This window comes from Pseudomonas sp. MDT1-17, assembly GCF_054898105.1.
Genome location: NZ_JBUBVM010000001.1, coordinates 1,919,031 through 1,938,446, shown reverse-complemented (window position 1 = coordinate 1,938,446; position 19,416 = coordinate 1,919,031). Strand labels below are relative to the sequence as shown.

Sequence of the window (19,416 nt, the reverse complement as noted above, 5' to 3'; positions counted from 1 at the left end):
TTTGTCAGATGTTGGCGCGCAGCACGATGGCTGGAAGCGGTTCACCGCGTTCGACACTCGCCGCCACCGTATCCATCAAACCACTCAACTCATACCCCTGAGCCTTTAGCCAATCCTGATCGTAATAGGTGGTGGCATAGCGTTCGCCGCCATCACACAGAATTGCCACGATCGACCCCGACTCTCCCGCCGCCGCCATCTGCTGGGCCGCCATCAAGGCGCCGATCAGGTTGGTCCCGCTCGACCCGCCAACATGACGGCCCAAACGCTGCGCCATGTAATGCATGGCCGCCAGTGACAGGGCGTCCGGCACTTTGACCATCGCATCGATCACTTTGGGCAGGAACGACGCTTCAACCCGAGGCCGGCCAATGCCTTCAATCCGCGAACCGCAATCCAGGCGCAGACTGGCGTCGCCGGTCTGGTAGTAATCGAAGAACACTGAACGCTCAGCGTCGGCACACAGCACGCGGGTGCAATGCTGGCGATAACGCACGTAACGACCCAGCGTCGCGGTGGTGCCGCCAGTGCCGGGGCTGGAAATCAGCCAGCTCGGCTCGGGGTGCAGCTCGAAGCGCATTTGCTGGAAGATCGACTCGGCGATGTTGTTGTTCGCCCGCCAGTCGGTAGCGCGCTCGGCGTAGGTGAACTGGTCGATGAAATGCCCATCGTGTTCGCGAGCCAGGCGTTCGGATTCAGCGTAAATCTGTGTCGGATCGTCGACCAGATGGCTTTTGCCGCCGTAGAAAGCGATCTGCGCGATCTTTTCCTTGGAGGTACTCGCCGGCATCACCGCAATGAACGGCAAACCCAGCATACGTGCGAAGTACGCCTCGGAAATGGCCGTCGAACCACTGGACGCTTCAATCACCGGCGCACCGGGTTTGAGCCAGCCGTTACACAGCGCATACAAAAACAGCGAACGCGCCAATCGATGCTTCAGGCTGCCGGTGGGATGGCTGGACTCATCTTTGAAATACAACTCGATGCCCGGAAAACCCGGCAGCGGCAAGGGGATCAGGTGGGTGTCGGCGCTGCGCTGGAAGTCGGCTTCGATGATCCGGATGGCTTCGCGGGCCCACTGTCGGTTGTCGCTCATGGTGGTTTTCTCGTCGAATCGGGCAAGAGTCGGCCTTGTCGCAAGGCTCAATACTCAAGCTTAGGAAAAAACCTACAACACGCACAGGTACAGCTGAGGTCCAATACGTTCGGCAACTGCTAGGCTCAAAGTCCTTGCCGGCTGTTAGCGTTGTAACGGCATATAACAAAAAAGAATATAACTTTTGTTTTAACAACTAACGGTACGGGTTAGGGTGTGCCACCTTTTAAATTCATCGATGGAGAGCGACCTTGCCTCTGCGTAGCACGTTCACGCGTTTCTTTCAGTTGGAAGCTGCCAGCGGTCTGTTATTGATCGCTGCCGCAGCCCTGGCGTTGATCATCAACAACTCCCCGCTGTCGTGGCTGTATAACGGCCTGCTGGACACCCCCGTGGTCGCCCAGATCGGCGCGCTGAAAATCGCCAAGCCTTTGTTGCTGTGGATCAACGACGGTCTGATGGCCATGTTCTTCCTGCTGATCGGCCTGGAAGTGAAGCGCGAAGTCCTTGACGGGCAACTGTCGAAACCGTCGCAAATCGTCCTGCCCGGCGCCGCGGCGATTGGCGGCATGGTGATTCCGGCGCTGTTCTACTGGTTTTTCAACCGCGACAACCCGGCAGCCCTGGGTGGCTGGGCCATCCCGATGGCCACGGACATAGCCTTCGCCCTTGGCGTACTCGCCTTGCTCGGTAAACGCGTGCCGGTTTCGCTGAAGCTGTTCCTGATGACCCTGGCGATCATCGACGACCTCGGCGCCATCATCGTCATCGCAATCTTCTATTCCGGGACGCTATCGACCCTGTCACTGGCGCTGGCCGCGGCGTGCATTGTGGCGCTGATCGCGATGAACCGGCTCGGCGTGGTCAAGCTCGGACCGTACATGATCATCGGTCTGATCCTCTGGGTCTGTGTCCTCAAGAGCGGTGTCCACGCGACACTGGCCGGTGTGACCCTGGCCTTCTGCATTCCGTTGCGCACGAAAAACGCCGAACCGTCGCCACTGCTGACCCTCGAGCACGCCCTGCATCCATGGGTGGCCTACGGCATCCTGCCGCTGTTCGCCTTCGCCAACGCCGGCTTGTCACTGAGCGGCGTGACCATGGAAAGCTTCACCCACCACGTGCCAATGGGCATCGCGGTTGGCCTGCTGCTGGGCAAGGCCGTCGGTGTCTTCGGCCTGACCTGGCTGGCGGTGAAAATCGGCATCGCCACTCTGCCCCAAGGCGCTAATTGGGGCCAGATATTGGGTGTTGCGATCCTCTGTGGCATCGGCTTCACCATGAGCCTGTTTGTCGGATCCCTGGCCTTCGTGCCCGGCACCAGTGAATACGCTGGGATGGACCGGATGGGGATCTTGACCGGTTCGATATTGGCGGCGTTGATTGGCTATGCGGTGACGGCGGCAGCGAGTCGCAAGCGCACCGCGCCCCGCGCTGCAATCCTGAGCGATAGAGAACACTCTTAGCAACATTCAGGATTCGTCCTACAGCCACGATTAGCCACGTTCGTTAACGTCGCGCAGCCCCTTTTTTGAGGGCTGTCGACGTACGAACGCAAGGAAGATCAGTGGCTGGCAACAAGGAAATCCCCAGGGTTAAAAACCCACCGTCAGGCGACGGTCATCACGTCACTCACCGCTTCATGACGGCCACCGAACTGGCCGAGCGCGATGCCCGACAAAACGCTTACGACGCCATGCTCGCGAGGCAAGATGCCTTCGAACGGAGTCGTAAGGTCGTCGCGAAAAAGCATGAAGCCGTTCGCGCGGGATGTGTCTTTGCCAAGTCCTGCAAGCTGCCTGACGCCATCATCGACTATTCCAATTCTTCAGGAATGGTGCCCACCGACAGCCTCAAGGATTACGGAGAAGTCGCCTGGCTCGGCGCTCGCGAGGTAGACGATGCCGGGTTGCTGAACCTGGAAACGATCAGTGGCAGCACCGTCTCGCTCGGCATCGGCCGCCTCGCACTCAGCGCGCCGGCTCTCGCCGTTCCGGCCGCAGCAGTCGGTGCTGCTGGAGCCACCGTATTGGCCGCGGTGGTAGCAGCGTTCTGGACGCCCAGCCTGGGCGACAGCGCCCTCTACACCGAAGATCAATTGCTCGCCCTGAAACAAGCCAGAACCCGCGTTCGTCTACAGGTAGAGCAACAAGCTGACGGCAGTCTCAAGGGATACGGTTTCTACACCGGCAAGAACCGCGATTGGGAAATGGTTGATGTCGTGCAGTTCACATTGCGCGGCAGTCAACAGGTGGCGGATCTCGGGGATGGTGTTGAGCTGATCTGGACGCCAGCTGTGGACGGTTCCGACATCCTCGGGATTCCAGCGCTGGAGGCTGCGCCGCAAGCACCGCATATTTGGGTTTACCCGCCGACGAAAGCGGCTGACAGCATCATCGTGAATCCGGTTTATCCGCCTGATTACAAGGATTTCATTCTTGTGTTTCCGGTTGGCTCCGGAGTGTCGCCGCTATATGTTGTGGTCAGCGCTCCTCGTAAAGGCTTGCCAGCAGCCGGTCACAAGTATCATCCAGCACCAAAAACTGAGGATATCAGTGCATTTCCTGGTCTAAAAAAAGCCAAGAAAATGAACCCTGTCATAGGAGGCGGGGGACTCAGAGAACGTTGGACCGATGCAAAGGGCAAGAGGATTTATGAGTGGGACTCTATGCACGGTGAGCTGGAAGAGTATCGCGCTAGTGATGGAAGCCACTTGGGAGCATTTGACCCCATTACAGGTGAGCGACGTGACGATGCTCAATCTAAACGCAACATCCCCAAAAAATACTTGTGAGACGACGATGGGACTGAAGCTAAGGTTGGAATGGTATGACAAGCAAACTGAACTTTGTCAGGGCGAAGAGTCCTCCCAAGATTTAGGCGACGATGAGTCAATACTGAATGCTCTCGGCATCCCCGTCGAAAACAATATTAATAATGGAGGTTTTGATGTTGGCAGCCATTGGATCGATATTATTCAACCCCTCTTTCGCCACCTAATTGACTTGGCAACCCACGATTACCAACTATCTTTCGATTACCGCGAGAGCTGGTGATCCAGCCGAGGTATTTGACCTACCTATAACGGGATGGCCTCAGGAGAAACCGAGTTTTGATTTATCGTGTAGAAGCTTTCGATATCAAAACCGAATTCCTCGCGTTCGAGGAAGATTTACCCGACGGAGCGGATGACCAACTGAAAATCATCATGGGCTGGACTACAGATCAGCAAGGCTGGGAAGGCTATAACCTGTCCCAGTTGCAACTGTCAGCGATCGAACGGCTAATAGGAAAGTCCATCCGCGACCCAGACCATTACTTCCAACTCACGTGTAATGTGTGAAGGCAGCAGATACAAAAAACCCCGACCAGTCACCTGATCGGGGTTTTCTTTTACCCGTTCCCGCTTAATGTGAAACGCGGCTAGTCCCATCAACAGTGGCAATCCGCACCCGCTCGCCCACACGGAATACTTCATTCTCCTGAACCTGTTGCACATAGGCGCGCATGCTGCCGTCGTCTTCGCGAACGGTGATTTCCACGCCCTGGGCGCGGGTCAGGCCTTCTTCTGTGGCCGAGCCGATCAGGCCGCCAGCGACGGCACCGATAACGGCAGCAACGATGCTGCCGCGACCGCCACCGATAGCGCTGCCGCCAACACCGCCAACCGCCGCGCCGGCAAGGCCGCCGATTGGGGTTTTGGTGCCTTCGATTTTCACCGGACGCAGGGATTCGATGGTGCCCATGCGAACGGTCTGCACGCGACGCGCTTCGTCACGGGAGTAGGAGTCACCGGTCAGGCTGGACTGACAGCCAGTGAGCAACATCGCCATCGTGGAAAAGGAAGCAACCAGCAGAACAGACTTACGCATAGCATCAACTCCAAAGGACAGGTGTTCATTAAACTCCGCAGCTTGACGCCTGTCACGGCCCCGCCCGGATAAAATTGGTTTGATTCAGGCCCGGTACAGGGCGCTACCACGAACTTGACACACAGTAGCGGCAAATTCCGCAATCTGCACTGAACCAAGGATTTTCATGGATTACGTCATCATTGTCGTCACCACCGTCGCCGGTCTGTACTTCCACGGGTGGTTATACGTGCGGATCAAACGCTGGATGGACCGCGATCTGGCGCTAGCGCTGGCGGGTAAAGACGAGCAGAAAAAAGCTTTCATGCTCCAGCAACTGGCGAACGCTCAAGCGCAGAAAATCAAGCGCCGAGACCTGCCACAATGGCTTGAAGCCGCTGCGGCAGGCTATCTCGATCGGTAGACTGCTTAGGGTGCCAGACGTTCAAGAATCCAGTTGGCGCCCTGCAAACGGTAGTTGAGGCGATCGTGCAGGCGGCTCGGACGGCCCTGCCAGAACTCGATGCGCTCCGGTAACAAACGATAACCGCCCCAGTGCTCAGGGCAATGAGGTTGCGTGTCGCTGAAACGTTGCTCGGTGTTCTTGAGCAGCGCTTCCAGCTCACCACGGTCGGCGATCACCCGGCTCTGAGGCGAAGCCCAGGCACCGAGGCGGCTACCCAGTGGACGGACCTGAAAATAGGCGTCGGACTCTTCAGGCGTGACTTTCACCACTCGCCCTTCGATGCGCACCTGGCGCTCGAGGGCCGGCCAGAAAAAGGTCATGGCCGCGAACGGGTTCGCGGCCAGATGCTGGCCCTTGGCGCTGTCGTAGTTGGTGAAGAAGGTGAAGCCCTGCTCGTCCAGCCCCTTGAGCAGCAGAATACGGCAATGCGGCCGACCGTCCTGATCGACGGTGGCCAGGGTCATGGCATTAGCCTCCACCGGCGGTTGCTCGGTTTTCACCGCGTCGGCAAACCACTGGTGGAACAGCCCGAATGGCTCGGCCGGGGCTTGCGCCTCGGTCAGGCCATCACGGGTGTAGTCGCGACGCATATCAGCCAGGCCCTGGGTCATGGCGCATTCCTTTTGGTTAACGAATCACTTCTTTGTGGCGTCGCCGTCGGCAGCAGCGGCGGTGGTTTTTTTCGAGTCGGCAGCGGCTTTGGCCGGAACGGTCTTTTTCGCCGGAGTCGCGGTTTTAGCAGGCGTCTTCTTGGCGGCGGCTTTCTTGGCCGGGGCCTTTTTCACGGCCGGTACAGCTGCTTTCTTGGCGGCCGGTGCAGGAGTAACAGGCTTGACCACTGGCTTGATGTCCGGGGCAGCAACCATCTTCACTGGCGCCGGGGCCGGCATGTTGTACTTGCTCAGCAACGCGACCATGGTGTTTTGCGGGGTCACCAGCAGTTCCACGCGACGGTTCAAGGCACGGCCTTCATTGCTGTCGTTGGCAGCACGTGGGGCTTCGCCACCCATACCGCGCAGCATCAGGCGATCACGCTGCAGACCGCTGAGGCGGAAAATCGCCGCCACGGACTGGGCACGCTCCTGGCTCAGTTTCACGTTGGCCGGTGCAGCGCCCGACGTATCACTGTGGCCGAGAACGAGCACGGCGGTCTTTGGATCAACTTCAAGGATTTTCGCGACGCGAGTGAACGGGCCGAGAGTCACCGGCAGCAGCATGGCCGGACGGTCAGGGTTGAACGAGCCATCTACCGGCGCGGTCACCACCAAGACGTTTTCACGGCGCTCGAGTTGCAGATTGCTGCCCTTGATCGCTTCGCGCAGGCGCGGTTCGTAGTCATCGAGCCAGGCCTGGGTGACTTTTGGATCAGGCATCGGCACGACTTTGGCGGTGCTTTGCTCTTTGCCGCCGAACGGCCACCACCATTTGCCACCTGCGTCGGCCTCAGTCTTGGCCACAGCGGCAGGTTTGGCTTCAGGTTTTACCTCTGGCTTTACTTCTGGCTTGGCCGGGGTCTTGTCGGCGGCATCATCGGAGCCGAACGGCCAGTACCAGTGGCTGGAGCTTTCGGTCTTGGCTACCGGTGCCGTCGCGGCAGGCTTCAGGGGTGCCGGGGCCGAAGCCGGAGCTGGAGCCGGGTTTTTAGCGGCGACTTTGTCGGAGGAACCGAACGGCCACCAGCTGCCGCCATCCGAGTCATTTTGTGGAGTTTGTGCACAACCGGTAATAGCGAAGCACAGGGCCAAAGCGAGCGTTTTATTGGATGACATTGGATATCCACAAAATGAAGTATTGAAGTATCAGGCCGGGTTGACCCGGATAAACAGACGCTTTGAAACCATAAAGGCCCTGGGGTTCCGGCCTGGAACCCCTGAGCGCGATTTACAGACAAGTGGCCAGTGCCCGCACCAGCTTTTGCGCTCGCGGATCCATCAAGACGTACGGCCCTAAGGTATTTGTCACAAAGCCGAAGGCCACATCGTGTTCCGGGTCAGCAAAACCGATTGAACCGCCGGCACCCGGATGGCCGAACGCACGAGGGCCGAGGCCGTAGGTGGCGTTGGGGACGTCCGGTTGATCGAGCATGCAACCCAGGCCGAAACGGGTCCGGGTCAGTAAAGTCTTGTCCTCGCCGAGGCTGTGTTCGCGCGTCAGTTCGTCGAGCATTTCGCTTTCCAGCAAGCTGCCATCGAGCAGACCGGCATAGAACCCGGCCAGGCTGCGGGCATTGCCGTGGCCATTGGCGGCCGGCTGCTGCATGCGTCGCCACTCGGGTTTGTTGGTGCTGGTCATGATCGACGGCGGATTAGTGAACGCCCTCGTGGTCATGGCCGTCGGCTCGCGCATAGTCACTTGCAGCAAGCGCTGGGCGGCGGCGTCGCCGACATTGCCCTTGCCACGGGCGATGTGCGCCACGCGATGGAACTCTTCGTCCGCCAGGCCGACGTGGAAATCCAGCCCCAAAGGCTTTGCGACCCGCGCCACGATGGACTCACCCGGACCACGACCGTCGGCACGACGCAGCAACTCGCCGACGAGCCAGCCGTAGGTGATCGCGGCGTAACCGTGACCGACCCCCGGCGTCCACCACGGCTCCTCGGCGGCCAAGGCGTCAACCATGGTTTGCCAGTCGTAAAGGGCTTCCGGGGCCAACAGCTCACGCACCGCCGGAAGACCGGCCTGATGGCAGAGCAATTGACGCAAGGTTACCGACTCTTTGCCCGCCGCGGCGAACTCCGGCCAGTAGCGAGCAACCGGGGCATCCAGTTGCAGCTTGCCTTCGGCCACCAGTTGCAGGGCGGTCACCGCGGTAAAGGTCTTGGTGCAGGAAAACAGGTTGGCGATGGTGTCGCTGTGCCAGGCTTCAACGCCATCCTTATCGGCGCTACCGGCCCAAAGGTCGACCACGGTTTCACCGCCGATCTGGATGCACAGCGCTGCGCCACGTTCCTGAGGATCGTCAAACAGCGCCGCGAAAGCTTCACGCACCGCTTCGAACTTCAGCTCGTAAAAACCCTGAATCTGCACCCGCAACTCCTCTGGATAAACGTTCTAAAAAGTGGCCGCATTGTTCCAGCCATTGAAGGTTTTGGAAACAGGGCCGGGCCGGGCGGTCGCCATCCCGCCCGGACAAAACACTTAAAAATCTTACTGACCTGTCAGCACTCAGTGGCCATTGCCGGAATGCCCACCCGCATGGCCAGCGCCCTGCCCTGCGCCTTTGCCAGCATCGCCTTTTTTGCCGCCTTCAGCTTCGTGACCCGCTTTATCCGCTTCAGCCTTGGCCTTCCCGGCTTCTTTACCGAGCTGATCGACGGTCTGCAAATTGCTTTTGCGTACGCTGTCGACGAACCCCTGGAACGGCAGATCGGTAATGCCCACCAGACCAAAGTGCCCGTTCTCGCCATCCAGCAGACGACCGGTCACCGGTTGATCGAGGTATTGGAACCAGTGCACCCCGACGATCGACGGTTCGCTCATCGCCTGCTTGAGGAAATTGGTGTAAGCCGGCCCACGGTCCTCTTCCTTCGCCAATTGCGTCACGCCGCCCCAGAACGGGCCGCGATCTGCCGAGCCGAAGTTGAACTCGGTGATCAGCACCGGTTTGTCCAGGCTGCGCAGCTTGGCGAAGTCGTAACCGTCCTGCGGTTGCAGGGTGTACATGTTGAAGCTCAGCACGTCGCAATACCGGGCACAGGACTCAACCGCTTCCGGGGTGCTGATGGCAAACCGGCCGCCCAGCAACAGCTGATTGGGCGCGTGCCACTTGAGCGAGTCGGAAATGGTCTTGAAGTAGGTGTCGGCGAAGACCTTCTGGAAGTATTTGAAGTCGGCTTCGATTTCCGGGTATTCGGCGCTTGGCAGCGGCGGCACGAAGCCCGGGTCCTCCATCAATTCCCAGGCCGGCAAATCAATGCCCCAGGCTTTGGAAAGGCCCGCCTGATTGCGGTATTTATCCCGCAGTTGCTTGAGGAACGCACGTTTGGCCGGGACGTCGGTGGTCATCTTCAACGTGCCGTACGCCAAGGCGTAGCGGGCTTTCGGGTCATCGCCGGGACCGGCCCAGGCCAGTTCGTTATCGGCAAAGTAACCGATCAGCCACGGGTCGTCGCGATGGTCGCGGGCGGCAATGGCCACGGCACGCTCGGTGGCCATGGCGAAACGCGGGTCAAACGGGTCGGGCATGCCGCCCCACCAGTCGGTGCCGGTGCTGATGCTGGCGTAATCGCCGACGATCGACAGCGGCAATGTGTACGGCACACGGTCAGCGTTGGCCAGCGCCGTAGCGCTCCAGTTGCCGATAGTGTTGAAGCCCCAGGCTTGCAGGCGATCAAGCGTGTGGCTGGCCCATTGTTTTTCATCGACAACCGCTTTGCAGGGTTCGGCAGGTGTTTGCTCAGCTGCTTTCGCGGCGGTCGCTTCAAAGGCGCCGGTCTTGGCGGCTTCGGCGACACCGGATTCGGCCGTCGAAGGCGCAATAGGTTGCTCAACAGCCTTCTCGGCTGTTGCCTCAACGGCGTCGGCCTTGGCCGCTTCGGCGACACCGGCCTTGGTGTCGCTGCCCTGGGTGCAAGGTGCGCCATACAAGCGCTGCAGGTTGGCACCATAGAAGTCGTACCAGCGACCGGCGTTATATCCACGGCCCTGATCGACACCATTGCCACCGCGGTTGTCGCCTTCGCCATAGTGGCTGGCCAGCGGCTCGTCGGGTTTTGGCAGGGATTCGAACATCCATTCGCGACCGGCGATGTAAGTCTGGTTGACGTCCGGGGTGACGGTGTTGACCCCTAGCGAATAGAACGGATGCCCTAGCGGAGTCACCAGGTACCAGCGACCGTCGCGCTTCTCAGTGCGGAAAAAACCGCTGGCCTTGAATGCCGGGCCTTTGTTCCAGCCACCGAACGTGTCCAGGGACGACTTCTCGCGCTCGGCCAGCCAGGTTTTCAGTTGCTGCTGTTCTTTGGCGGCGGCGCTTTTCAGTTGCTCGTCGCTGCTGACTTTCTCTGGCCACTTGGCCCGTGTTGACTGGCCGTAAGCGTCTACAAGGCCGCCAAAAGCCGCTTGGGTCACCGCATCGCCGTCCTGCACGCCAAAGCGCTCAAGCAGAATGCTTTGGGCGACTTTCGGCTGATCCATCGACAAGGTCACCGACACCACTTGGCTGCGCTCCAGCTCACCGGCGCTGCTGGCCAGCAATACGCGTTGCCCCTCAAACGTCATCGGCATCGGCGGGCCGGCTTTCAGCCCAAGGCTCAATGGCGAAAATGGCTGCAGCGGCACCAACAAAGTTTGCGCAGGGCCAGCCGGCAAGTCAACGCGGCTTATCAGCGTCTTGCCGTCGTTGCTCTGGATTTTCACGTACAGGGTTACGGCCCAGTCCATTGCACTCTGAATCCGCAAACTCATGAAGCCCGACTGCGACCAGTCCCAGGCGCCGGTCTGCGGGGTCAGACGCAAGGTCGGTTGTGCCACCGGGTTGAACGTCACCCGACGCAGCACTTCGCCCTCAGCCGTTTGCTCGGCGTTGGATTGCGGCAGGCTGGCGTCCTGCGTCGCCACCTGGACCACGTCGGCGGGGCGCACAAAGTTGAACAGCGTCTGTTGACCGGCAGGGGCTGCCAGCAAAGGGGCTGCGAACATCAGAGCGAAAACAGTGGGCAACGAACGGCGGATCATAAGAACGAAGTTCTCCCTAACGACCAACAATGGTCAGTGGAAAAGCGATGGTAGAGAGATAGACAACGCAGTGGGCAAATTTGCCCACTGGTGTATCAGGAAATTTCACGACGGAAGGGAGGCAACGCATTGAGGATTGCCTTGCCGTAACGCTGGGTGACGAGGCGTCGATCGAGCAACGTGATGGTGCCGCGGTCTTCTTCGGTGCGCAGCAAGCGACCGCAGGCCTGAACCAGCTTCAGCGAAGCGTCCGGCACCGAGATTTCCATGAACGGATTGCCACCTCGAGCCTCGATCCACTCGGCCAGGGCCGCTTCGACCGGATCATCCGGCACCGAGAACGGAATCTTCGCGATGACCACGTGCTCGCAGTACGCACCGGGCAAGTCGACCCCTTCGGCAAAACTCGCCAGGCCGAACAACACGCTGGAATCACCGCCATCGACCCGTGCCTTGTGCTTGTTCAGGGTTTCCTGTTTCGACAGGTTGCCTTGAATGAACACCTGCTTGCGCCAGTCGCGATCGAGGCCGTCGAACACGTCTTGCATCTGTTTGCGCGAGGAGAACAGCACCAGGGTGCCACGCGAACCTTCCACCAAGGCGGGCAAGTCGCGGATGATCGCCGCGGTGTGGGCCGGCGCATCCCGCGGATCGGCCTTCAGGTCCGGCACTCGCAGCACGCCAGCATCGGCGTGATGGAACGGGCTTGGCACCACCGCGGTCACGGCTTTTTTCGGCAGACCGGCACGCATGCGGAAGCGGTCGAAAGTGCCGAGGGCGGTCAAGGTCGCCGACGTCACCAGTGCGCCATAGGCCACGTTCCACAAATTGCGCCGGAGCATTTCCGCTGCCAGGATCGGACTGGCGTTGACCTCGATGTCGAACAACGAACCACTTTCGGCCAGGGTCAGCCAACGGGCCATGGGCGGATTGTCTTCCGGGTCTTCAGCGGTGAACGCGACCCACAATTCCCAGTTGCCCGAAGAACGGGACAACAGGCTGCCAAACAGCGGATACCACTCTTCGGCCTGGTTACTGGCGATGCCGATGTTGACCTCGCCGTCCATGCCTTCCTTGAGCAGTTCGGTAAGCCGGGTGAACAGGTCGGTCAGACGGGCAAAGCCCTTCTTCAGCTCGATACCCATTTCGCGCATGTGCTCGGGAATGACCCCACCGACGAAGCGATGACGCGGCCGCTCGCGGCCTTCGACGTCTTCGCCGGGCTTGAAATCGGCGACCTGTTCACAGGCGGTGAACATGAACTGCTGCTGGGTCTTGATCTCGCGCGCGAGTTCCGGCACCTGTTCGATCAACTTGCCCAAGTCGCCCGGCAGCGGATGCTGGGCCAGCAATTTGGTGAGATTCTTGGCGGTGGTTTCCAGCCAGTCGGCGGTGGAACGCAGGCGTGTGTAGTGGGCGAAGTGGCCGATGGCCTTGTCCGGCAGGTGGTGACCTTCGTCGAATACGTAAATGGTGTCGCGCGGGTCCGGCAGGACGGCGCCGCCACCCAGGGCCAGGTCAGCCAGGACCATGTCGTGGTTGGTGACGATCACGTCGACCTTGCCCATGCCCTCGCGGGCCTTGTAGAAGGCGCACTGGCCGAAGTTCGGGCAATGACGATTGGTACACTGGCTGTGATCGGTGGTCAGACGCGCCCAATCGGCGTCTTCCAGTGCGGTGGACCAACTGTCGCGGTCGCCGTCCCACTTATTGCCGGCGAGTTTCTCGATCATGCTGGTGAACAGCTTCTGACTGGCCTCATCGACCTCGATCTTGAAGCCTTCTTCTTCGAACAGCTGAGCCGTGGCGGTTTGCGCGTGACCTTCCTGAAGCAACATGTCGAGCTTGGACAGGCACATGTAGCGCCCGCGGCCCTTGGCCAGGGCAAAGCTGAAATTCAGCCCGCTGTTGCGCATCAGGTCGGGCAAATCCTTGTAGACGATCTGCTCTTGCAGGGCCACGGTGGCCGTGGCAATCACCAGGCGCTTGCCGGCCGCCTTCGCGGTGGGAATCGCGGCCAGGCTGTAGGCCACGGTTTTGCCGGTACCGGTGCCGGCTTCCACCGCGACAATCGCGGGGTCGCCACTGCGCCGGCCTTCGTCGTCGGTGTCGATGTCACCGAGGACTTTGGCGATTTCGGCGATCATCAGGCGTTGGCCGTAGCGCGGTTTGAGGCTCTTGGCTTCAAGAAAACGCGAGTAGGCGCCCTGGATCGTGGTTTTGAGTTCGGTGCTGATCATGGTTTGTCGGGCGCAAAAAACGCTGGATAAATTTTCAGTGGTTCGGATCGGCGGCTATCATACCGCGCTAATTAATCCCGCGCAGAACGGAGTACCTCAATGACACCTTTTGGCATCGTTTACACCCTGCATGTCCTGTCCGCCCTGGTGTGGGTGGGCGGCATGTTTTTCGCCTGGATGGTCCTGCGCCCGGCGGCAATGAAGGCCCTGGAAGGCCCTGCCCGTTTGAAGCTGTGGGTAGAAGTGTTTCAAGGTTTTTTCCGCTGGGTCTGGGTCGCGGTGGTGCTTTTGCCGATCAGTGGTGTGGGCATGATTCATCTGCAGTACGCCGGGTTTGAATTGGCGCCACGGTATGTGCAGGTGATGATGGGTTTGTACGTGGTGATGACGGCGCTGTTTATCCGGATTCAGGCGTTGTTGCTGCCTGAGTTGCGTACGGCAGTGGCGGCGCAGGATTGGCCGACGGGTGCTGCGGTGCTCGGGAAGATTCGAAAGTTGGTGGGAATTAATCTGATTGTCGGCTTGGTGCTGGTGGCGATTGCTGCAGCGCGGCCGATCTTGTGATCGTTCCCACGCAGAGCGCGGGAATGATCGGTCTGGGGGTTACAAACGCTGAACAGTCACCGCACCCGACACACCCGCTGCCCCAGGCTGACCGTCAGTGCCAGGGCGACCGCTCTTGCCGCCATCGGCCTTGTAGACAAAGCAACCCTTGGCCTTGCCGCCCGCTCCCGGTTTGCCGCCAGGCCCGGCCACGCCACCGACACCGCCGGCCACCTGAACCTTGATCTGTTCTGCCGGGAAATCACGCGGCACTTCCAGCCTGACCAGCGCACCCGGCGCTCCCGGCTGACCGTCGCTGCCATTACTGCCATCAGCACCGCGACCGGCCTGACCCCAGGTGCAACCCGGCGCCTGACCGTTGGCCCCATCGAGACCGACGAAACCCGGTGCGCCCGCACCGCCGCGAGCGTCCACCAACAATAGTGGCGCGCTCAGTGCCTTGATCTGCAAACTCAGGTTACGCCCGGAGCGGGCCGCCTTGAGGTAAGTCCCCGGCGCACCGCGAGCAGTGATCTGGCTGCCTTCGGACAACTGCGCACGACTGACCTTCAGCTCAAGCGGCTGTTCGCTGGGTACGATGGCGATCCGCGCTTCACGGCCCATACGCAATTCACCGACGGTGACTTCGGTCACATTCGAGGGAATCAACAAGGTGCCGTAATCGGCCACTTCCAGGCGTTCCAGCTGCAAGGTGCTGGTGGTGTTGGGCAAGCGCATCAAGGAGTTGCTTTCGACACTCACCACCTGAGCGCAAGCCAATGGGCTGATAAGTGCGGCGAGCAGACAGAGTTTACGCATGGGTAGCCTTCGGTACGGTGGGAGCCGGGATGGTTTGCAGGTGGAAAACGCCGAAAAAGAGGATCTTCAGGCGATCACGCCAAGGGTGGGCGCGACCTCTGAGGCTGCGGTAACAGAACACTGCCTCAAGAAGATGAAGACATGCCAGCAGACTGCCGGCCAGATCGACCAATAGATGCAGAGGATTGATAAACGGCATGAGCTGATTGACCAGCGCCACCAGCCAGAACAGCAGGGTCAACAACTTCCCAAGCCCCCAAAACACGTTCATACGCTCCTCCGTTGCGAATTATTCTTTGCGCGCACAGTACCGGCTTCCACGCGGGATAAGCCAGAGGGCACGGAAAATTCTTCATGAAGGCCGCCGAATGGCCGCCGGACCGGCCTCAATCGTCGCCCGACGGCTCTATCACGGGGCTCAGCGATTGACGTGCAATTCCACCCGACGGTTCTTCGCCCTCCCTTCATCCGTTTCGTTATCGGCCACCGGCTGACTTTGGCCCTTGCCCTCGCTGGTGAGCTTGTTCGGCGCCACGCCCTGACTCAACAGGTAGGCCGCCACGCTACTGGCACGACGTTCCGAGAGTGCCTGGTTATAGGTGTCCGAGCCGATGCTGTCGGTATGACCGATCACCTTGATGCTCACCACATCGGCGCTTTGCAGTTTGGGCATCAGCGGATCCAGCTGACTCTTCGCGGCGGGGGTCAGGTCGGATTGGTTGAAGGCAAACAGTACGTCGCCCGCGTCGCTCAGGGTGATGACCTCGGATTGCGGTTCGGGTTTCACGCTGGCCGGGTACTGCGGCAATGGACAACCATGATGTTCGACGGGGGTATTGGCCGGCGTATCAGGGCAGCGATCACGTCGATCGAAAACCCCATCGTCGTCTTCGTCGCCATCCTGGGCGTAACAGATCAAGCCACCGGTCAATACACCAAGCGCCGCTCCACCGGCCGCCCAACCGCTACTTTGAAGAGCGCCCAGACCTCCACCGACCAGTCCGCCGATAACGCTGCAGATTGGCCAGGTTCGTTGATTGAGGGGGGCGGTGCCATCGCTGTGAGTAGCGCAACCGGTCAACAAGCTGCCAAGCAGCACAACCGGCAAGACAGTCCGTGTGAGAACACTCATGGTGAAAGCTCCTGTGTTACCGGCCAATGCCGGTCACACAGGAGTAAAGACCCGCATCCGCGGCTGCACAAGCCGCGGAGTACGAGGGGTTTAGCGGTTGATTTTGATTTCCGTGCGACGGTTCATCGAGCGGCCGTCAGCGGTTTTGTTATCGGCGACCGGCTGGCTTTCACCGGCACCGGTGACAGATACGAAGCTGCTGCGGGGTACACCTTGGGAAATCAGGTATTCGACCACCGAGTGCGCACGACGATCCGACAGTTTCTGGTTATAGGCATCACTGCCCACGCTGTCGGTGTGACCGGTGACGGTCAACTGGGCGGTGCTCGATTCCTGCTTCAGGCGAGTGGCGATTGTGTTGAGTACATCTTTATCGGAAGGGGTCAGTGTGGCTTTGTCGAACTGGAAGTGAACATCGCGAATGACGATGACTTCTTCTTTAACCACGGCCGCTTCTTCGACCACTGGCGCAGGCACCGGTGGAGGGCAACCGTCGGCATCGACCTGCACGCCTCTAGGTGTACCCGGGCACTTGTCACGGCTATCCGGCACGCCATCGCCGTCTTCGTCGCCATCACCGTGAACCCAGCAATAGGCCGCAGCCGTGGCGCCGACGAGCAGCGCGCCATACCCCGCCCATGCCGAGCTCTCGGTCGCGCCGAGACCCGCACCCACGACACCACCGACCGCCGCACAGGTTGGCCAGTCGGTTTTCTGCAAACCTGCGCAACCAGTCAACACACTGGTTAGCAGAACCAAGGGTAATGCTGTGCGAACTATGCTCATCTAGTTTTCTCCTGAGGGGATCGGCTCAGAACCGATTCAGGTAGTAAAGACCCGAGTTTTAATCTCCGCCAGCAATAGGCCATTGCAGTTTCGTCCCGTGTTCACGGTAGATCGACGCTTTTGCGACAAACCACCTCTAGGCCCGGTCCCCTGAGCAGGCTAGTCTTGGCAGCTCTGATTGAGGATCTTCGATGATTGCAGGTATTTCTTCGCGCACGCCCCAGCAGGCGTTGGCCGCTTTGCTTGATCGTTACGCCCCCGCGCGCCTGTTGCTGATTGGCGCCAGCGAGTTCCCCGCGCTTGAGGCATTCAAGCTGGCACACCCGGACAGCTGTGTTGCACACGCGGCTCCCGGGGCGTTGCCGGCCGAATTGGCGGCGCGTCGGTTTGACCTGGCGCTGGTGGTCGATTGCCTCGAACATTTGCCCAAGCGCGATGGCCTGAACCTGCTGGGCGGGATCCGTAACCTTAACGCCAGTCGCATCGCGGTGTTGGCGGACTTGCCGGCCAGCGGCTGGCAGGAGACCGATTTTTTCTCCCTGGCCCTGCAAGCCAGCGAACGCTTCCAGCGCGACGATCAAGTGCTGACCCTGTTCACCTATGATCTGCTTGACTACAAACAAGTACCCGACTGGCTCAACTCACGCTTTTGGGCCAATCCGGAAAACTTCGGGAAATACTGGTGGTAATGCAATGAGTACATCCATTTGCCCCTGCGGCAGCGGCACCCTGCTTGATGCCTGCTGCGGTCATTACCATGCCGGCCATCCGGCGCCTTGTGCCGAAGCCTTGATGCGTTCGCGCTACAGCGCTTATGTATTGGGGCTGATCGATTACCTGGTAGCGACCACCCTGCCCGCGCAACAGGCCGGCCTCGATCGACAGTCCATCAGCGACTGGAGCGCCCAAAGCACCTGGCTGGGCCTTGAAGTGGAAAGCTCGGAGGTCTTCGGCGGTCAGCCGGAACACGCCTTCGTGACCTTCACCGCGCGCTGGCACGATGGCAGCGGTGAACACAGCCACCGCGAGCGCTCGTCGTTCGTGCAGAACGCCGGCCACTGGTACTTCATTGACCCCACCCTACAACTCAAGGCCGGACGCAATGATGCGTGCCCTTGCGCCAGCGGACAGAAATTCAAGAAGTGCTGTGCGGGTTATTTCGGCAGTTGAAGTGACGTCAAAAGATCGCAGCCTTCGGCAGCTCCTACCGGTGTCCGCCGATCCAGTGTAGGAGCTGCCGAAGGCTGCGATCTTTTAGGGCTAGACTGGTGTTCAAGGGAGAAACCCGACCATGATCACCCGGCGACTCGCACTTTATCTGTTCACCTTGCTCCTGTTTCTGGGGCTCGGCGGCTGCGCGTCCTGGTTCGGCGACGATCTGCCGGAGCCGCAGGTGCATCTGGTCAAGGTCGAAGTGGTCCAGGCCAAATTGATGCAGCAACGATTCCTCCTGCACTTTCGCGTCGACAACCCCAACGACAGTGACCTGACGGTGCGAGGCATCGAGTACCGCATTCACTTGGGCGACATGCTGCTGACCGAAGGTGAGCACGAGCATTGGTTCACGGTCGGTCCCAAACGCAGCGCCTACTTCAAAGTGCCGATCCGCACCAATCTGTGGCCCAAGGTCCGGGATCTGGTGAAACTGCTGAAAAAAACCGAGCAGCCCATCCCCTATCGTCTGGAAGGCGAACTGGAAACCGGTTTATTCATCGCGCACTACGTGCACCTGGCGCGCAATGGCGTGATAATCCCCGCCGATTTAATTCCGGAGCAAAACCGATGACCCAGCAACCCCATGTCCATGGCCCTGACTGCAACCACGATCATGACCATCACGACCACCATGATCACGACCACGGCCATGTTCACGGTCCTGACTGCGGCCACGCCCACCAGGAACCGGTGCGCAACGCCCTGAAAGACGTCGGCCGCAACGACCCTTGCCCTTGCGGCAACGGCAAGAAATTCAAGAAGTGCCACGGCGCTTGATGCTTCGGGCGGAGATCTTCTTCGCCTGTTGAATCGCCTTCGCGAGCAGGCTCGCTCCCACATTGGACCGGTGAGTCCCTGTGGGAGCGAGCCTGCTCGCGAATACGGACGGTTAGTCACCCTCAATTCAGGATCTGCACGGTGCTCACGACCGTCGCATATTCGCCATGCAGATTGCCCAACGACATCGCATGCACTTCTTCAGCTGAATGGGCGTTGCCAAAGTAATCAGCCTTGTCGAAGGTAAAACACGCATCCTCCGCCACCCACGCATCAAACCCCAGATTCCCGGCCGTTCGCGCCGTGGACTCCACCGAGTTGTTAGTCGCCACGCCAACAATCACCAGTTGATCAATCCCGGCCTCGCGCAAACTCGCCTCCAACCCGGTCGAACAAAACGCATCCGGGACCTGCTTTTGAATCAGCTGCTCGCCGGTTAGTGGCTGGAACCGCGCCTGAAACTCCACCCCGGACTGTTCCGGCCAGAACACCGATTCCGGCGACCGGGACAGGTGCTGCACATGAATCACCGGTCGCCCGGTTCGCCGCCAATGCGTTAGCAAATCGAGGATTCGCTCCTCGGCCTGAGGATTATTTCGACGACCCAGTTTGGGATGCAGGATGCCTTTTTGTTGATCGATGATGATCAGTGCCGCGTTAGTTTTGAGCTCCATGCCGGTTTTTCTCATGGTGGGTCATTGAATTTCACGCACTTCAGCATCACCTCCTATTACAGGCAAGCTATCGAATGCAAACAGGACGAATCCTGAAAAACGACGCAATCTCCCTCGCCACAGGTGAAGAAATAACCC

General features: G+C 59.9%; 22 protein-coding genes. 10 read left to right on the top strand and 12 right to left on the bottom strand.

What is annotated here, in order from left to right; translation table 11 throughout:
* Nucleotides 1–4 precede the first annotated feature (4 nt).
* Nucleotides 5–1,099 carry a PLP-dependent cysteine synthase family protein gene (locus ACYZTX_RS08850; protein ID WP_462033745.1) on the bottom strand — a complete coding sequence of 365 codons (1,095 nt, stop codon included), beginning with the start codon at nt 1,097–1,099 and terminating at the stop codon, nt 5–7.
* A gap of 251 nt (nt 1,100–1,350) precedes the next feature.
* Between ACYZTX_RS08850 and nhaA the strand changes: the two genes are divergently transcribed.
* From nhaA to ACYZTX_RS08830, 4 genes are all read left to right on the top strand, one after another.
* The gene (gene nhaA / locus ACYZTX_RS08845; RefSeq protein WP_462033744.1) at nt 1,351–2,565 is read left to right on the top strand and encodes a Na+/H+ antiporter NhaA; all 1,215 of its coding nucleotides are present in this window, start codon (nt 1,351–1,353) and stop codon (nt 2,563–2,565) included.
* A gap of 101 nt (nt 2,566–2,666) precedes the next feature.
* The gene (locus ACYZTX_RS08840; protein WP_462033743.1) at nt 2,667–3,893 is read left to right on the top strand and encodes a colicin E3/pyocin S6 family cytotoxin; all 1,227 of its coding nucleotides are present in this window, start codon (nt 2,667–2,669) and stop codon (nt 3,891–3,893) included.
* Nucleotides 3,853–4,155, top strand: a complete 303-nt coding sequence (locus tag ACYZTX_RS08835; RefSeq protein WP_462037010.1) for a colicin E3-like toxin immunity protein — start codon at nt 3,853–3,855, stop codon at nt 4,153–4,155. The genes ACYZTX_RS08840 and ACYZTX_RS08835 overlap by 41 nt, the downstream gene beginning before the upstream one ends.
* Before the next feature lie 56 nt (nt 4,156–4,211).
* Nucleotides 4,212–4,442: a DUF7683 domain-containing protein gene (locus ACYZTX_RS08830; protein ID WP_462033742.1), complete on the top strand. Its 231-nt coding sequence runs from the start codon at nt 4,212–4,214 to the stop codon at nt 4,440–4,442.
* A gap of 64 nt (nt 4,443–4,506) precedes the next feature.
* Here the strand turns inward: ACYZTX_RS08830 and ACYZTX_RS08825 are convergent, their stop codons facing one another.
* Nucleotides 4,507–4,971 (bottom strand): outer membrane lipoprotein, encoded by a 465-nt coding sequence (locus tag ACYZTX_RS08825; protein WP_017336812.1) that lies wholly within the window; start codon nt 4,969–4,971, stop codon nt 4,507–4,509.
* A gap of 166 nt (nt 4,972–5,137) precedes the next feature.
* Here ACYZTX_RS08825 and ACYZTX_RS08820 point away from each other — a divergent pair, with 166 nt between their 5' ends.
* Nucleotides 5,138–5,374: a hypothetical protein gene (locus ACYZTX_RS08820; protein ID WP_462033741.1), complete on the top strand. Its 237-nt coding sequence runs from the start codon at nt 5,138–5,140 to the stop codon at nt 5,372–5,374.
* 5 nt (nt 5,375–5,379) lie between these two features.
* Here the strand turns inward: ACYZTX_RS08820 and pdxH are convergent, their stop codons facing one another.
* From pdxH to dinG, 5 genes are all read right to left on the bottom strand, one after another.
* On the bottom strand, nt 5,380–6,027 hold the full coding sequence (gene pdxH, locus ACYZTX_RS08815; RefSeq protein WP_462033740.1) for a pyridoxamine 5'-phosphate oxidase: 648 nt from the start codon (nt 6,025–6,027) through the stop codon (nt 5,380–5,382).
* Nucleotides 6,028–6,051: 24 nt separating this feature from the next.
* Nucleotides 6,052–7,185 carry an OmpA family protein gene (locus ACYZTX_RS08810; RefSeq protein ID WP_462033739.1) on the bottom strand — a complete coding sequence of 378 codons (1,134 nt, stop codon included), beginning with the start codon at nt 7,183–7,185 and terminating at the stop codon, nt 6,052–6,054.
* A 112-nt stretch (nt 7,186–7,297) separates the two neighbouring features.
* Complete coding sequence (locus ACYZTX_RS08805) at nt 7,298–8,443, bottom strand: serine hydrolase domain-containing protein (protein WP_462033738.1); 1,146 nt, start codon at nt 8,441–8,443, stop codon at nt 7,298–7,300.
* A 138-nt stretch (nt 8,444–8,581) separates the two neighbouring features.
* Entirely contained in the window at nt 8,582–11,092 is a 2,511-nt protein-coding gene (locus ACYZTX_RS08800) for a beta-agarase (RefSeq protein WP_462033737.1), read from the bottom strand.
* 95 nt (nt 11,093–11,187) lie between these two features.
* A complete protein-coding gene (gene dinG / locus ACYZTX_RS08795) occupies nt 11,188–13,332 on the bottom strand; it encodes an ATP-dependent DNA helicase DinG (protein ID WP_403098689.1) in 2,145 nt (714 codons plus the stop codon).
* 99 nt (nt 13,333–13,431) lie between these two features.
* Here dinG and ACYZTX_RS08790 point away from each other — a divergent pair, with 99 nt between their 5' ends.
* Nucleotides 13,432–13,896, top strand: coding sequence for a CopD family protein (locus ACYZTX_RS08790; protein WP_462033736.1), 465 nt, complete (start codon nt 13,432–13,434; stop codon nt 13,894–13,896).
* A gap of 39 nt (nt 13,897–13,935) precedes the next feature.
* Here the strand turns inward: ACYZTX_RS08790 and ACYZTX_RS08785 are convergent, their stop codons facing one another.
* From ACYZTX_RS08785 to ACYZTX_RS08770, 4 genes are all read right to left on the bottom strand, one after another.
* Nucleotides 13,936–14,694: a collagen-like protein gene (locus tag ACYZTX_RS08785; RefSeq protein ID WP_462033735.1), complete on the bottom strand. Its 759-nt coding sequence runs from the start codon at nt 14,692–14,694 to the stop codon at nt 13,936–13,938.
* The gene (locus ACYZTX_RS08780; protein WP_462033734.1) at nt 14,687–14,965 is read right to left on the bottom strand and encodes a DUF1145 domain-containing protein; all 279 of its coding nucleotides are present in this window, start codon (nt 14,963–14,965) and stop codon (nt 14,687–14,689) included. Before ACYZTX_RS08780 ends, ACYZTX_RS08785 begins: the two co-directional genes overlap by 8 nt.
* Before the next feature lie 147 nt (nt 14,966–15,112).
* Nucleotides 15,113–15,826: an OmpA family protein gene (locus tag ACYZTX_RS08775; RefSeq protein WP_462033733.1), complete on the bottom strand. Its 714-nt coding sequence runs from the start codon at nt 15,824–15,826 to the stop codon at nt 15,113–15,115.
* 90 nt (nt 15,827–15,916) lie between these two features.
* A complete protein-coding gene (locus ACYZTX_RS08770) occupies nt 15,917–16,612 on the bottom strand; it encodes an OmpA family protein (protein ID WP_462033732.1) in 696 nt (231 codons plus the stop codon).
* Nucleotides 16,613–16,803: 191 nt separating this feature from the next.
* On the opposite strand from ACYZTX_RS08770, the gene ACYZTX_RS08765 reads away from it, so the two are divergent.
* The 4 genes from ACYZTX_RS08765 to ACYZTX_RS08750 all read left to right on the top strand — a co-directional run bounded on the left by ACYZTX_RS08765 (nt 16,804) and on the right by ACYZTX_RS08750 (nt 18,604).
* Nucleotides 16,804–17,301: a DUF6231 family protein gene (locus ACYZTX_RS08765; protein ID WP_403098674.1), complete on the top strand. Its 498-nt coding sequence runs from the start codon at nt 16,804–16,806 to the stop codon at nt 17,299–17,301.
* A 4-nt stretch (nt 17,302–17,305) separates the two neighbouring features.
* Complete coding sequence (locus tag ACYZTX_RS08760; protein WP_462033731.1) at nt 17,306–17,782, top strand: YchJ family protein; 477 nt, start codon at nt 17,306–17,308, stop codon at nt 17,780–17,782.
* A gap of 121 nt (nt 17,783–17,903) precedes the next feature.
* Entirely contained in the window at nt 17,904–18,398 is a 495-nt protein-coding gene (locus tag ACYZTX_RS08755) for an LEA/WHy family protein (protein WP_462033730.1), read from the top strand.
* Nucleotides 18,395–18,604, top strand: coding sequence for an SEC-C metal-binding domain-containing protein (locus tag ACYZTX_RS08750; protein WP_462033729.1), 210 nt, complete (start codon nt 18,395–18,397; stop codon nt 18,602–18,604). The genes ACYZTX_RS08755 and ACYZTX_RS08750 overlap by 4 nt, the downstream gene beginning before the upstream one ends.
* Nucleotides 18,605–18,726: 122 nt before the next feature.
* Here ACYZTX_RS08750 and ACYZTX_RS08745 read toward each other — a convergent pair whose 3' ends face one another.
* Nucleotides 18,727–19,278 carry a cysteine hydrolase family protein gene (locus ACYZTX_RS08745; RefSeq protein WP_462033728.1) on the bottom strand — a complete coding sequence of 184 codons (552 nt, stop codon included), beginning with the start codon at nt 19,276–19,278 and terminating at the stop codon, nt 18,727–18,729.
* Nucleotides 19,279–19,416: the final 138 nt, after the last annotated feature.

What these genes read in the sequence shown, in the direction of transcription:
- ACYZTX_RS08850 (WP_462033745.1), bottom strand. Translation starts at nt 1,099, where the DNA reads ATGAGCGACAACCGACAGTGGGCCCGCGAAGCCATCCGGATCATCGAA.
- ACYZTX_RS08835 (WP_462037010.1), top strand. Translation starts at nt 3,853, where the DNA reads ATGCTCAATCTAAACGCAACATCCCCAAAAAATACTTGTGAGACGACG.
- ACYZTX_RS08825 (WP_017336812.1), bottom strand. Translation starts at nt 4,971, where the DNA reads ATGCGTAAGTCTGTTCTGCTGGTTGCTTCCTTTTCCACGATGGCGATG.
- ACYZTX_RS08820 (WP_462033741.1), top strand. Translation starts at nt 5,138, where the DNA reads ATGGATTACGTCATCATTGTCGTCACCACCGTCGCCGGTCTGTACTTC.
- pdxH (WP_462033740.1), bottom strand. Translation starts at nt 6,027, where the DNA reads ATGACCCAGGGCCTGGCTGATATGCGTCGCGACTACACCCGTGATGGC.
- ACYZTX_RS08810 (WP_462033739.1), bottom strand. Translation starts at nt 7,185, where the DNA reads ATGTCATCCAATAAAACGCTCGCTTTGGCCCTGTGCTTCGCTATTACC.
- ACYZTX_RS08800 (WP_462033737.1), bottom strand. Translation starts at nt 11,092, where the DNA reads ATGATCCGCCGTTCGTTGCCCACTGTTTTCGCTCTGATGTTCGCAGCC.
- dinG (WP_403098689.1), bottom strand. Translation starts at nt 13,332, where the DNA reads ATGATCAGCACCGAACTCAAAACCACGATCCAGGGCGCCTACTCGCGT.
- ACYZTX_RS08790 (WP_462033736.1), top strand. Translation starts at nt 13,432, where the DNA reads ATGACACCTTTTGGCATCGTTTACACCCTGCATGTCCTGTCCGCCCTG.
- ACYZTX_RS08785 (WP_462033735.1), bottom strand. Translation starts at nt 14,694, where the DNA reads ATGCGTAAACTCTGTCTGCTCGCCGCACTTATCAGCCCATTGGCTTGC.
- ACYZTX_RS08780 (WP_462033734.1), bottom strand. Translation starts at nt 14,965, where the DNA reads ATGAACGTGTTTTGGGGGCTTGGGAAGTTGTTGACCCTGCTGTTCTGG.
- ACYZTX_RS08775 (WP_462033733.1), bottom strand. Translation starts at nt 15,826, where the DNA reads ATGAGTGTTCTCACACGGACTGTCTTGCCGGTTGTGCTGCTTGGCAGC.
- ACYZTX_RS08770 (WP_462033732.1), bottom strand. Translation starts at nt 16,612, where the DNA reads ATGAGCATAGTTCGCACAGCATTACCCTTGGTTCTGCTAACCAGTGTG.
- ACYZTX_RS08765 (WP_403098674.1), top strand. Translation starts at nt 16,804, where the DNA reads ATGATTGCAGGTATTTCTTCGCGCACGCCCCAGCAGGCGTTGGCCGCT.
- ACYZTX_RS08760 (WP_462033731.1), top strand. Translation starts at nt 17,306, where the DNA reads ATGAGTACATCCATTTGCCCCTGCGGCAGCGGCACCCTGCTTGATGCC.
- ACYZTX_RS08755 (WP_462033730.1), top strand. Translation starts at nt 17,904, where the DNA reads ATGATCACCCGGCGACTCGCACTTTATCTGTTCACCTTGCTCCTGTTT.
- ACYZTX_RS08750 (WP_462033729.1), top strand. Translation starts at nt 18,395, where the DNA reads ATGACCCAGCAACCCCATGTCCATGGCCCTGACTGCAACCACGATCAT.
- ACYZTX_RS08745 (WP_462033728.1), bottom strand. Translation starts at nt 19,278, where the DNA reads ATGGAGCTCAAAACTAACGCGGCACTGATCATCATCGATCAACAAAAA.